The organism is Kocuria tytonis (genome assembly GCF_003226895.2).
Classification (GTDB): domain Bacteria; phylum Actinomycetota; class Actinomycetes; order Actinomycetales; family Micrococcaceae; genus Kocuria; species Kocuria tytonis.
Window position 1 is genome coordinate 541,850 of the sequence record NZ_PNJG02000001.1, and the last position, 13,135, is coordinate 554,984.

Sequence of the window (13,135 nt, forward strand, 5' to 3'; positions counted from 1 at the left end):
TCCCACCGCGCCGCGCGGGCGCCGTCACAGTGCGCATTGTCGGCGCTAATCTAGCAGTGTCGTGTCCGTCACGGGCACGGGACGCCCAGTCAGCTGCGGAGGACCACCCCATGACAACGCCCACCGACCGCACCGGGGCCACCCCGGCGCACACGATCTTGATCCTCGGGGGCGGGCCCGCCGCGTTCCGCCTGGTCCGCGCGCTCACCGAACGGGGCCCTGCCGGGCAGCGCATCACGGTGCTCATGGACGAGCCCCACGCCCCGTACGACCGCGTGGCCCTGGAGCAGCTCTTCGAGGACCCGGACCGGGACCTCACACTCGGCGACGGCACCCTGTGGGAGCACCCGGACGTCACCCTGCGCACGGGCACCCGGGCCGTGCGCCTGGACCGCGAGCACCGCACGGTCACGGACCAGCACGGTGAGACGCACCCCTACGACGAGCTCGTGTTCGCCACGGGCTCCCGGGCCGCGGTGATCCCCATCCCCGGTTCCGACCACACCCACGTGTTCCGCGGCGTGGACGACGTCCGGGCCATGGTCCGGGAGGTCGCTGAACTCACCGAGCGGTTGGGGCGTCGGCCCCGCGCCGTGGTGGTGGGCGGTGGCCTGCTGGGGCTGGAGGCCGCGCAGGGCCTGCAGCACGTGGGTGCGGATCCCACCATCCTGGACGTGGCCTCCTGGCTGCTGTCCGTGGAGCTGGACCGGGCGGGCGGGCACACCGTCAACGACCTGATCCGCGGCACGGGCATCGGCGTGGAGTGCGGTGCGTTCATCTCCTCCGTGAACCTGGACCCCGCGCAGCGGGTGGTCTCGGTCTCGCTCGCGCAGTCGCTCGGGGACGAGTCCCAGGTGCGCAGCGTGGCCGCGGACCTCGTGGTCATGGCCGCCGGGATCCGCCCCAACGACGAACTCGCCCGGGACGCCGGTCTGGCCGTGGGCGCCCGGGGCGGGATCACGGTGGACGACCACTGCCGCACCGAGGACCCGCACGTGTGGGCGATCGGCGAGGTCGCGGACATCCTGGGCCGCACGTGGGGACTCGTGGCCCCGGCCAACGCCATGGCGGAGGCCGCGGCGGACAACCTCACGGGCGGGGACAGCGCCGTCGCGAATTTCGACGTGACCACCAGGCTCAAGTTCTCCGGCGTGGAGGTGGCGGACTTCGGCGACCGCCTGGGCACCACCCCGGACTGCCTCGAAGTGGTGTACTCCGATCCGGTGCGGGGGATCTACCAGAAGATCGTCACCTCCCGGGACGCCACCACGCTGCTCGGTGGCGTCTTCGTGGGCGACGTCTCACCGTTCGACTCCCTGCGGCCGCTGCTGGGCCGAGAGCTGCCCGCCGAGCCGAGCGCCTACCTCTCGGCGAGCGGCGGGGCCGGGCCCGGGGACATCGAGCTGCCCGACGACGCCGTGCTGTGCTCGTGCAACAACGTGGACTTCGGCGCGGTGCGCTCCGCCGTGGACGCCGGCCACCGCGACGTCGCCTCCCTGAAGGCCTGCACCAGCGCGGGCACCCAGTGCGGCTCGTGCGTGCCGATGCTCGAGAAGACCCTCAAGCAGCGGATGGCCGCGCTCGGGCTGTCCGTGTCCAAGGCCCTGTGCGAACACTTCGAGATGTCCCGCCCGGAGCTCTACGAGGCCGTGCGCGTGGCAGGTCTGGAGGACTTCGAGGCGGTGCTCGCGCGCTTCGGCACCGGCCCGGACGGCTGCGCGGTGTGCAAGCCCACGGTGGCGTCGATCCTGCACTCCCAGGTGCACGCCTACTCGCTGGACGGCGGGCGCGGCACCCTGCAGGACACCAACGACCGCAACATGGCCAACATGCAGAAGGACGGTACCTACTCGGTCATCCCGCGCATCCCCGGAGGTGAGATCACCTCGCGGAAGCTGGCGGCACTGGCCGCCGTGGGCGAGAAGTACGGGCTCTACACCAAGATCACCGGCGCCCAGCGGATCGGTCTCTACGGCGCGCGGCTCGAGCAGCTGCCGCAGATCTGGCGGGAGCTCGTGGCCGCGGGCTTCGAGTCCGGCTCCGCGTACGGCAAGGCGCTGCGCAACGTGAAGTCCTGCATCGGCAGCTCGTGGTGCCGCTTCGGTGTGCAGGACTCCGTGGCGCTCGCCGTGGACCTGGAGAACCGCTACCGGGGCCTGCGCTCACCGCACAAGTTCAAGTTCGGGGTCTCGGGATGCAGCCGCGAGTGCGCCGAGGCGCAGGGCAAGGACGTGGGGGTGATCGCCACGACCAACGGGTGGAACCTGTTCCTGGGCGGCAACGGCGGCTCCAACCCGGCGCACGGGCGGCTGTTCGCCAAGGACCTCACGCGAGAGGAGCTGCTGCGCTACGTGGACCGCTACCTGATGTACTACATCCGCACCGCGGACCGGCTGCAGCGCACCGCGCGCTGGCTCGAGGAGCTGGACGAGACCTACGGGGAGGGCATGGCGCACGTGCGCCGCGTGATCGTCGAGGACTCCCTGGGGATCTGCGCGGACCTCGAGGCGGAAGTGGAACGCCACGTGGCGGCCTACGAGGACGAGTGGGCGGCCACCCTCGCGGATCCCGCCCGGATGCGCCGCTTCCGGGCCTTCGTGAACGAGCCCGAGGGTGACCCCGCGGACGAGGCCGCCCGCATGTACGTGCTCGAGCGGGACCAGATCCGCCCCGCCACCCGGGAGGAGGTCTCCGAGTCCGAGGCGGGGCGCGGTCACAGGGTGCTCGTGTCCGGGGCCAGGATCCCGGTGGGGCAGCCGTAGCCTCACTCCCCCGGTGCGGCGGTCTCCTCGCCCAGTGCGGCCACTCGGCCCACCAGGATCACCGCGGGGGCTGTCACGCCGCGCTCGGCGGCGAGCGCCGCAATGGTGGCCAGCTCCCCCACCGTGGTGCGCTGGGCGGGGGTCCAGCCCCGCTCGACCACGGCAACCGGGGTGTCCTGCGGGTAGCCCGCAGCCGCGAGCGTCTCGCAGTGCCGCGCCAGGGCGCGCACACCCATCATGAGGATCAGCGTGTGGCCCTCGCGGTAGGGCACGTGGCGCAGCTCCTCGTGGGCGGTGATCACCGTGAAGCCGTGCGCCATGTCCCGGTGCGTCACGGGAATCCCGGCGGCCGCGGGCACGGAGATCGCGGAGGTGACCCCGGGGACCACCTCCGTGGCGATGCCGTGGGCGTGGCAGAACTCCACCTCTTCCCCGCCGCGGCCGAAGACGTAGGGGTCCCCGCCCTTGAGCCGGACCACTTTCCGGCCCCGCCGCGCCTGCTCCACGAGGGTCTGGTTGATCCGGTCCTGCGTGAGTCTGTGGTACCCCGCGCGCTTGCCCACGTCGATGATCTCGGCGTGCTCGGCGAGGTGCGGCAGCAGGTCCGTGGGGCCCAGCCGGTCCGCCACGACCACGTCCGCGCCCGCCAGCAGGTAGCGGCCGCGCACGGTGAGCAGACCGGGGTCCCCCGGGCCGCCGCCCACGAGGGCCACGGTCCCGGGGGCCTGGGCGTGGGGTTCACGGAGATCGGCGGACGGGTCACGACCGGGCAGCACCGGGGCCGCCGGTCCCGCAGCCTGGGGGGCGGTCGCGTCCGGTGCGGTTTCCCGGGAACGCCGAGCCCGCACGGGGATCTCCCCGGTCTCCAGCCGGGCCGCGACCCACGCGGCCACGGACTTGGCGCGCCGGGGGTCCGCCGCCGCGTTCACGGCCACGGTGACCCCGTGCGCGCGAGCCACGGCCGGGACCCACGCGCTGGACGCCGCGGCGTCGCCACCCGTGACGCAGAAGACCCGACGCTCCTCGGCGGTGCGCCGCACGAGCTGCTGGACCGCGGGGGAGTCCGTGTGGGCCAGCACCAGCCAGGCGCCCGTCACGTCGTCGGGAGCGAAGCCGCGGGCGTGCCAGGTGAGGGCGCCCGAGGCGGCCAGCGCCTCGAGGTCGTCCTGGACCCGGGGAGCCACGAGCTCCACGAGTGCCCCCTCAGCGAGCAGCGGGGGCACCCGCCGGGCCGCCACGGGCCCGCCGCCGACCACCAGCACCCGGCGACCGGAGAGGTTCAGACCCAGGGGGTAGGTCATGGGCGGGAGCTCCTGGTGCGGCGGGACGAGGACTCGCGCCATGCTACGCGGGCGGGGGTCCGTCCCGCCCGCTCCGTCACATGGACGTCACACTCGTGCGGGGTGGTTCACTCCGTGGCGGCGCCCTGCTTCCAGTACCCCATGAAGGAGATGTCCGTCTTGGGCACGCCACCGCTCACGCACATCCGGCGCAGGGACTTCACCGCCGCGGACTCCGCCGCCAGGAACCAGTAGGTGCCGTGGCCCTCGGGACGGGCCGTGTTCCACACGAACTCGGTGTCGTCCTGCCACGAGGCGAGCTCCGTGTGGCCCGTGGCCCAGTAGCGCCGGGCGCGCTCCGAGAGCCGGTCCCACAGCCACAGCTCAAGCTCCAGGTTCCGGCCCCGTGCGCCCCGGGGCAGCCAGGTCCACACGAGCTCGGTGCCGCCGCTCAGGACGGTGCGCACGGTGTGCTCACCGCACGACGCCGCGGCGGCCAGTGCGCGCGGCCCGGCGGCGGGCACGGCGTCGCCCGCGGTGGGGACCTCCACGGCCACGGTGACCGAGCGCGGGGGCACGAACTCGGCGTCCGCCGGGCGGTTCACGTGGACCCCCCGGTCGATGCCGTCCACGATCGCGGAGATCGCGGGCAGCGCGGTCTCGTCCCCGGCGATCACCACGTCCTGCGCGGCGGCGCGGTGCTCGTCCCACGCGGCCCACCACGGACTCTCGCCCGCGGGCACCAGCAGCTGGGCGGTGTCCCCCTCGCGCACGGTGTCCCCCCACGTGGCGCCGGGGCCCATCCCGTGCTCGGGGTCCCCGTGGAGCACCACGTCGATCGCGAGCTCCGGGACCGGGGTGCCCGCGAGGTCCACCGTGGCGGCGTCACGCACGGTGTAGGTGCGCATCCAGCCGCTGCGCTCGGGCGGAGCGGCCATGAACTCCCGGCGCCACCGGGCCATGTCGTCCACGTCTACCCTCACGGAGGCACCGCGCCGGGGCGGGATCAGCACCTTGAGGTACGCGTCCGCGCGGGGCCCGGGGCCCTGCGCGCCCCACGGCATTCTCCGCAGCTGCTCTCCCGCCACGCGGACGCGCACCAGGTGCTCGCTGATCCGTTCGCGGCGGGTGACCGTGGCGTTCACGCACGCCAGTTCCGTCATGGGTGCACCTCATCGAGATCGTCGGGGCGGGCGGGGAGCCCACCGGTTCCACCGGACCGTGCGGCTCCCCGGTGCGCCGCCGGGTCGGCGGGCGGCGGGGTGGGCGGAACCGGGTCGGGTGAGGGGGTCGTCGTGGGTCGCGGCCCGGTGAGGGGGTCCCGACCCGGCCGCGGCGCGGACAGGGGGATCACCACGCGCGCGCCGGTTGCGGGGTCGTGCAGCACGCGGGCCCGCATGTCGAACACGTCGCTGAGCACCGCGTCCGTCATGACGTCCGCCGCCGAGCCCCGGGCCGCCACCGCGCCGTCCTTCATGGCCACCATCAGGTCCGCGTAGCGGGCGGCCAGGGAGAGCTCGTGCAGCACCATCACCAGGGTGATCCCGCGGCTGCGCTGCAGCTCGCAGAGGATGTCCAGGACGTCCGCCTGGCGGGCGATGTCCAGGTACGTGGTGGGCTCGTCGAGCAGCAGCACGTCCGTCTGCTGGGCGAGCGCCAGGGCGATCCACACGCGCTGGCGCTGCCCGCCCGAGAGGTCGCCGACCTGCCGGTCCGTGAACGCGCTCAGCCCGGTGAGCTCGAGGGCCTCGGCCACGGCGGCGTCGTCCTGCGCGCGCCAGCGCCCGAACGCACCGCGGTGCGGGTGGCGTCCCCGGGAGACCAATTCTTGGACGCTCACCCCCTCGGGTGCCACCGGGTCCTGCGGCAGGAAGCCCACCGTGCGGGCGAAGCGGGTGCGGTGCCAGGCGCTGACGTCCTCGGCCCCCAGCATGACCGTGCCGGCCGTGGGCGTCAGCTGCCGCGCGCACGCCTTGAGCAGCGTGGACTTGCCGCAGCCGTTGGCGCCCACGAGCGCGGTCACACGCCCGGCGGGAAACGTGACGGTGACGTCCCGCAGCACGGGCGCACCGCCGTAGCCCACGGTGAGATCGCGCACGACCACGTCCGACGACGCCGCCCGCTCCCCCGCGCCGCTCGGGCTCACCGGTTCGTTCGTGGACCTCATGCGTCCGCCTTCCCTCGTCCGATCAGCAGCCACAGCAGCACGGGGGCCCCGGCCGCGGCGGTGACCACACCCACGGGAAGGGCTAGGCCCGGGAGGGCCTCGGCCGCCACGTAGTCGGAGCCGACCATCAGCACGGCCCCCACGAGCGCGGCGTGGTGGGCGTGACCGGCTCCCCTGCCGAGTCCGCGCGCAATGGGCGCGGCCATGAAGGACACGAACGCCACGGGACCCACGGTGGCCGCGGCCACGGCCACGAGCACCACGGCCAGCGCGAGCGCCGCGAGCCGCACGGGCTGCACCCGCACTCCCAGGCCGGCCGCCAGCGCGTCCCCGGTGGCCAGTGTGTCCACGGCCGGGTTCAGCAGCGCACAGACCGGGAGCAGCACCAGCAGGGCCAACCCCACCTGGGCGATGTCCGCCCACGAGGCGGCGTTGAGCGACCCGGTCAGCCACTGCATGGCGTCCTGGGCCGCGTAGACGTCCGCGCGGGTGAGCACCCCGTTGATCGCGGCACCCGTGAGCGCGCCCGCGGCCACGCCCGTCAGGACCAGCGTGCCGATCTTCGCCCGCGTGCCACCGGCGGCCAGGATGACTGCGAGCATGAGCCCGAACCCGCCCGCGAGCGAGCTCGCGGTCACCGCCGCCCCGGACAGTCCGAACACGGTGATGGCCACGACCGCTCCCAGCCCCGCCCCGGAGGAGACGCCCATGATGTCCGGGGATGCCAGGGGGTTGCGCAGCACGCGCTGGAACAGGTGGCCCGCCAGGCCGAAGGCGATGCCGGTGAGGATACCCAGCACGGTGCGCGGCAGGGTGATCTGCCACACGATGTAGTCGGCCGGACCGGAGTACGTGTGCGTGAGCACCGCGGCCAGGTCCGGGACGGCCACCACGTACTTGCCCAGTGCGATCCGCGTGAAGGAGGCCGCGGTCAGGGCGGCCAGCAGCAGCAGCGTGACCCCGCGGGTGCGGCGGCGGGTGCGCAGACGCCCCGCGCGGACGGCCGCCACGGCGTCGTCGGCGGGCCCGTGCGGGTGCAGGACCGCGGCGGCGCTCACGTGGCCACCGCCCGGCCGCGGAGCACGGCCACGAGGGCCGGCGCACCGATGACCACGAGCGCGATCCCCACCTGGATCTCCCGGTCCGGGACAACCACGCGCGCCACCACGTCCGCGAGCAGCACGATGCCGGGCCCGGCCAGCAGGCACGCCGGCACGACCCTGCGGTAGGAGACGCCCACGAGGGCGCGCACCGCGTGGGGCACGAGCAGCCCGCAGAACACGAGCGGTCCCACGAGCGCGGTGGCCGTGCCGGCCAGCAGCACCACCGCGACACCCACCAGCGAGCGGGTCAGGGCGGGGTGCGTCCCGAGTCCGCGGCCCAGGGCGTCACCGAGGCTGAGGGTGTCCAGGGAGCGGGCGAGCCACCACCCGAGCACCAGCGCCACCAGGACCACGGGAGCGGCCAGGAGCAGGAAGGTCCCGTCCGGGCGGGTCAGCTCCCCCACCTGCCAGCGGCGGAAGGTGTCGAAGGTGGCCTGGTGACTGAGCAGGATCGCGCTGGTGAGCGCGGTGAGCCCGGCGGAGACGGCCGCACCCGTGAGCGCCAGCGTAACGGGACGGGCGCCCCCGCGTGCCACCGCGGCCAGTGCGTACACCGCGGTCATGGCCACCGCGGAGCCGGCCGCGGCGAGCCAGAGCTGGTTGACCACGCCGGAGAGCCCGAGGAGGGCACCGCCGGTCACCACGGCGAAGGCCGCGCCCGCGGTGAGACCCAGGATCCCCGGGTCCCCCAGGGGATTGCGCGTGGCCCCCTGCAGCAGGGCACCGGCCACCGCGAGCGCCGCGCCCGTGAGCACGCCCGCGGCGGTGCGCCACACGCGGGTCTGCACCACGGCGCCGTCGAGCGGGGCCACCCCGGGCACCGCGTCCGCGTGCCCCGTGAGGACGTACGGGACCGCGTGCCACGTGGTGGCCGGTCCGATGGGCCGGGACCCGCACGAGATGGAGAGCACCACGGCCACGAGCAGCACCGCGAGCAGGGCGGCCCACAGCGCGCCACGACGCCCCGGACGCGCCGCACGGGCGGGTCGCGGGGCGTCGGAGCGGGCCAGAGTGGTGCTGCCGGTCACGAAGCCTATGCCCCCAGCGCGTTCTTGAGGGCCGGGACGTGCACGTCCAGTGCACGTGACATGGCCAGCGGGGACGAGCAGTTCCCGGAGAGCATGTCCTGCTTGTCCGTGAGGAACAGTCCATGTCCGGCCTTGATGGCGGGAATGGTCTTGAGCACTGCGTCGGTACGGAACTTCTCGGCCTGGGCGTCGTCCTCCGCGGCGGCCATGAAGATGTCGCTCGCCAGTTCGTCCGCGCGCTCCTTGGGCCACTCGCGCCAGAACTGGTCCCCGGAGATGTTCTTGGACACCACCGGGGCCAGGGTCATGCCCAGCTCGGCGAGGAAGCGCGGGCGCCCGTCAGTGGGACCGTAGAAGCCCAGGCTCTGGGAGACGTCCCCGTAGATGAAGCTCTTGCCCTTGGCGTCGCCCAGCTCGTCGGAGCGCTCGCGGATGAGCTTCTCGGTCTGGGACACGAGGTCGTCACCGGCCTGGGAGCGGCCCAGCGCCTTGGCGGTGACCCGCTGCATGTCCTGCCACGAGTTCACCCACGGGCCCGTGGGGTACGCGACCACGGGGGCGATCTTGGTGAGCCACTGGTACTCCTCCTTGGTGGCACCGGAGTTCACGGCGATGATCAGGTCCGGGCTCAGTTGCGCGATGTCCGTGAAGTTGATGCCGTCGGACTCGTCCATGGTCTTGGGGGTCTGCCCGCCCAGCTCGGAGACCTTGGCGTCGAACCAGTCCGTGGAGCCCTTGTCGTTGCCGCCCCACGCGATCTTGGTCATGCCCACGGGAATCACGCCGAGCGCCGCCACGAAGTCCTGGGTGTTGCTCGCGCCCACGCACACCACGCGCTCGGGGGCCTTTTCCACGGTGGTGGAGCCCAGGGCGTGCTTGACCGTCACGGGGAAGGTGTCGGAGGGGGTCGAGGAGGCGGACGCACCCGGGGTGCTGCCGGACCCGCCGCCGTCCCGCGAACCGGTGGAGCACGCCGTGAGCCCCACCAGGGATGCCACGGCGAGGCCGGACCCGAGCAGGGTGCGGCGGCTGAGCTGACGACGGGGCTGGGACGAGTCGCGGGGCATGGGCTCTCCTCGAGCGGTGAATTTAATAAGGTGAGCCTAACCTAATTCACCGCCTCCGGGGATGGCAAGTGGGCTCGGCCCCGGGCAGACGCGGCGCGCCGCTCCTCCCCGCACGGCCCCGCGGTGCCCGCCCTCAGGACGTGCTGCGAATCACCTTGTGGGGTGCCGCCTGGGCCACGGGCTTGAGGGTCAGGGTGTCGATGTCCACGTGGTGCGGCAGCTCCACGGCGAATGCACATACCTCCGCGACGTCCTCCCCCGTGAGCGGCTTCTCCACACCGGCGTAGACCCGCTCTGCCTTCTCGGCGTCCCCGCCCAGGCGCATGAGGGAGAACTCCGGGGTGTGCACCAGCCCGGGCGCGATCTCGATCACGCGCACGTTGTGCTCGGCCTCCTCCAGGCGCAGCGCCTCGGTCATCGCGCGCTCGGCGTGCTTGGCGGCGTTGTACCCGGCGCCGCCCTCGTACGCGCGCCACGCGGCCAGGGACGTGAGGTTCAGCACCGTCCCCTCCCCGTTGGCCCGCAGGGCGGGCAGGAACGCCCGGGTCACGCGCAGGGTGCCGAGCACGTTCACGTCGTACATCCACTGCCACCCGGCCACGTCCGCGTCCGCCACGGGGTCGGTGCCGCGGGCCCCGCCAGAGATGTTCAGCACGGCGTCCACGGTCCCCTGCTCCGCCAGCACGCGGTCCCGCAGCGCGTCCACCTGTGCCTGGTCCGTCACGTCCGTGGGTGCGGCGATCGCCCCGGTCTGCTCCGCGAGCTCCGCGAGCCGCTCCTCGCGGCGGGCCACGGCGTAGACGGTCCACCCGCTCGCGCGCAGCCGCCGCACAGTGGCCTCGCCGATCCCCGTGGAGGCGCCCGAGACCACCGCCACCTTCCCCGTGCCCAGGGCGTGCGGCGCGGGATACCTCGATGCTGTGTTCTGCGTCATGGCAGCAAGTCTACGGAGCACGACGCCGCCCGGCCGGGTCCCGCGCCCGCCGCACCCTGGGAGCGCAGGGTGCGCGGGCGTCGTCGTCCCCCGCCCGGTTCGAACCGCGCGAAAGGCCCGTGAGAGACTGGCGGCATGGCACATGACACGACGGGTACAGACACGCCCGGGACCCCTGACCACGCACCGGCCGCCGCGCGGGTGACCGTCCCCGAGAAGCCCGCACTGGAGGGCCTCGAGGAGAAGTACGCCACCCGGTGGCGCGAGAACGGGACCTACGCGTTCCGCGAGGACACGGACCGGGAGTCCGTGTACTCGATCGACACTCCCCCGCCCACGGCGTCCGGCTCCCTGCACGTGGGACACATGTTCTCCTACACGCAGACGGACGTGATCGCGCGCTACCAGCGCATGAGCGGCAAGAACGTGTTCTACCCGCTGGGCTGGGACGACAACGGTCTGCCCACCGAGCGCCGCGTGCAGAACTACTACGGTGTGCGCTGCGAGCCCGGCCGGCCGTACGTGGCGGGCTACCGCCCGCCCGAGAAGCCCGCCAGGAACCAGCGGGACTGGGACGTGGTCTCCCGCCAGAACTTCATCGAGCTGTGCGAGGAGCTCGCGGTGGAGGACGAGAAGGTCTTCGAGCACCTGTTCTCCACCCTGGGCCTGTCCGTGGACTGGAACCGCACGTACCGCACGATCGATGCGCACTCCCGCAAGGTCTCGCAGCTCGCGTTCCTGAAGGACCTCGAGGCCGGCAACGCGTACATGGCCGAGGCCCCCACCATGTGGGACGTCACCTTCCGCACCGCCGTGGCGCAGGCCGAGCTCGAGGACCGCGAGCGCGAGGGCGCCTACCACCGCGTCTCGTTCCACCGCCCGGACGGCGAGAAGGTCTTCATCGAGACCACTCGCCCCGAGCTGCTGCCCGCGTGCGTGGCCTTGGTGGCCCACCCGGACGACGAGCGCTACCGGCACCTGTTCGGCACCACCGTGCGCTCCCCGCTGTTCGACGTCGAGGTGGAAGTCAGGGCCCACCCGCTGGCCAAGCCGGACAAGGGCTCGGGCATCGCCATGATCTGCACGTTCGGCGACCTCACCGACGTCACGTGGTGGCGCGAGCTGGACCTGCCCACCCGCGCGCTGATCGGCCGCGACGGCCGCTTCCAGGCCGAGCGGCCCGAGTGGATCGCGGAGGGCGCACCCGCCGAGCGCTACGCGGAGGTGGCCGGCAAGACCGTGTTCTCCGCGCAGAAGGCCGTGGTGGACATGCTCCGCGGGTCCGGGGACCTGGACGGCGATCCAAAGAAGATCATGCACCCCGTGAACTTCTACGAGAAGGGCGACAAGCCCCTCGAGGTGGTCACCTCCCGGCAGTGGTACATCCGCAACGGCGGCCGGGACGCCGAGCGCCGGGACACCCTGATTCAGCGTGGTCGCGAGATGGCGTGGCACCCCTCGTTCATGCGCTCGCGCTACGAGAACTGGATCGAGGGGCTCAACGGGGACTGGCTGATCTCCCGCCAGCGCTTCTTCGGTGTGCCCTTCCCGGTCTGGTACCCGCTGGACGCCTCCGGCGAGCCGGACTACGAGCACCCCGTGCTGCCCGCCCCGGAGCAGCTGCCCGTGGACCCGGCCTCCGACACCGCGCCCGGCTACTCCGAGGAGCAGCGGGACCAGCCCGGCGGCTTCATGGCGGACCCGGACGTGCTGGACACCTGGGCCACCTCCTCCCTGACCCCGCAGATCGCCACGGGCTGGGGCGTGGACGAGGAGCTGCACGCCAAGACCTTCCCCATGGACCTGCGCCCGCAGGGCCACGACATCATCCGCACGTGGCTGTTCTCCACCGTGGTCCGCGCCGAGACCCTGGCCGGGACCGTCCCGTGGACCAACACGGCGCTGTCCGGGTGGATCCTGGACCCGGACCGCAAGAAGATGTCCAAGTCCAAGGGCAACGTGGTGGTCCCCAACGACGTCCTCGAGAAGTACGGTGCGGACGCCGTGCGCTACTGGGCGGCCTCCGCGCGGCTCGGTGCGGACACCGCGTACGACGAGGGGCAGATGAAGATCGGGCGCCGCCTGGCCATCAAGCTGCTCAACGCCTCCAAGTTCGTGCTGGCCCAGGGGGTCACGGAGGCCTCGGTGCTGGGATCCGGCACTGACGCCGCCGTGGTGACCAACGGCCTGGACCGCGCCCTGCTGGCCCAGCTGGCCACCGTGGTGGAGCGGGCCACAGCCGCGTTCCGCGAGTACGAGTACGCACGTGCCCTGCAGCTGATCGAGTCCTTCTTCTGGACGTTCACGGACGACTACGTGGAGCTCGTGAAGGACCGCGCCTACGGCTCCCGCGGCGAGGCGGCCCAGGCGTCGGTGCACGCCGCCCTGGCCACCACCCTGGACACCGTGCTGCGGCTGTTCGCGCCGTTCCTCCCGTTCGCCACCGAGGAGGTCTGGTCCTGGTGGCGCGCAGGCTCCGTGCACCGTGCGTCCTGGCCCGTCACGGACGGCTGGGCGGATCTCGCCGGGCAGGGCGATCCGGAGGTGCTCACCGTGGTGGGCGAGGCGCTGTCCGGGCTGCGCAAGTCCAAGTCCGAGGCCAAGGTCAAGCAGCGCACCGCCGTCACCTCGGCCGTGGTCTCCGCACCCGCGGCACAGCTCGAGCAGCTGCGCGCGGGCCTCGAGGACCTGCAGGCCGCGGGCAACGCCGCGGACCTCACGCTCTCGGCCGCGGAGGGCGAGCTCGCGGTGAGCGACGTGGTCCTGGAGCAGACCGAGCAGGGCTGATCCCACC

The 13,135-nt window shown here is 73.2% G+C and carries 9 protein-coding genes; 2 read left to right on the top strand and 7 right to left on the bottom strand.

What is annotated here, in order from left to right; genetic code table 11:
* The first annotated feature begins 110 nt into the window (after positions 1 to 110).
* Positions 111 to 2,762 carry a nitrite reductase large subunit NirB gene (nirB, locus tag C1C97_RS02425; protein WP_121029874.1) on the top strand — a complete coding sequence of 884 codons (2,652 nt, stop codon included), beginning with the start codon at positions 111 to 113 and terminating at the stop codon, positions 2,760 to 2,762.
* A 2-nt stretch (positions 2,763 to 2,764) separates the two neighbouring features.
* Here the strand turns inward: nirB and cobA are convergent, their stop codons facing one another.
* From cobA to C1C97_RS02460, 7 genes are all read right to left on the bottom strand, one after another.
* Positions 2,765 to 4,063, bottom strand: a complete 1,299-nt coding sequence (gene cobA, locus C1C97_RS02430) for a uroporphyrinogen-III C-methyltransferase (RefSeq protein WP_121029875.1) — start codon at positions 4,061 to 4,063, stop codon at positions 2,765 to 2,767.
* 107 nt (positions 4,064 to 4,170) lie between these two features.
* Positions 4,171 to 5,205 carry a siderophore-interacting protein gene (locus C1C97_RS02435; RefSeq protein WP_121029876.1) on the bottom strand — a complete coding sequence of 345 codons (1,035 nt, stop codon included), beginning with the start codon at positions 5,203 to 5,205 and terminating at the stop codon, positions 4,171 to 4,173.
* Positions 5,202 to 6,209 carry an ABC transporter ATP-binding protein gene (locus tag C1C97_RS02440; RefSeq protein WP_121029877.1) on the bottom strand — a complete coding sequence of 336 codons (1,008 nt, stop codon included), beginning with the start codon at positions 6,207 to 6,209 and terminating at the stop codon, positions 5,202 to 5,204. The genes C1C97_RS02435 and C1C97_RS02440 overlap by 4 nt, the downstream gene beginning before the upstream one ends.
* Positions 6,206 to 7,267 (bottom strand): FecCD family ABC transporter permease, encoded by a 1,062-nt coding sequence (locus C1C97_RS02445; RefSeq protein ID WP_233542671.1) that lies wholly within the window; start codon positions 7,265 to 7,267, stop codon positions 6,206 to 6,208. The genes C1C97_RS02440 and C1C97_RS02445 overlap by 4 nt, the downstream gene beginning before the upstream one ends.
* Complete coding sequence (locus tag C1C97_RS02450; protein ID WP_233542672.1) at positions 7,264 to 8,340, bottom strand: FecCD family ABC transporter permease; 1,077 nt, start codon at positions 8,338 to 8,340, stop codon at positions 7,264 to 7,266. Before C1C97_RS02450 ends, C1C97_RS02445 begins: the two co-directional genes overlap by 4 nt.
* Before the next feature lie 5 nt (positions 8,341 to 8,345).
* A complete protein-coding gene (locus tag C1C97_RS02455) occupies positions 8,346 to 9,407 on the bottom strand; it encodes an ABC transporter substrate-binding protein (RefSeq protein ID WP_121029878.1) in 1,062 nt (353 codons plus the stop codon).
* Positions 9,408 to 9,540: 133 nt separating this feature from the next.
* Positions 9,541 to 10,341, bottom strand: a complete 801-nt coding sequence (locus C1C97_RS02460; RefSeq protein ID WP_110920313.1) for an SDR family oxidoreductase — start codon at positions 10,339 to 10,341, stop codon at positions 9,541 to 9,543.
* A 135-nt stretch (positions 10,342 to 10,476) separates the two neighbouring features.
* Here C1C97_RS02460 and valS point away from each other — a divergent pair, with 135 nt between their 5' ends.
* Positions 10,477 to 13,128, top strand: a complete 2,652-nt coding sequence (valS, locus tag C1C97_RS02465; protein WP_121029879.1) for a valine--tRNA ligase — start codon at positions 10,477 to 10,479, stop codon at positions 13,126 to 13,128.
* Positions 13,129 to 13,135 lie beyond the last annotated feature (7 nt).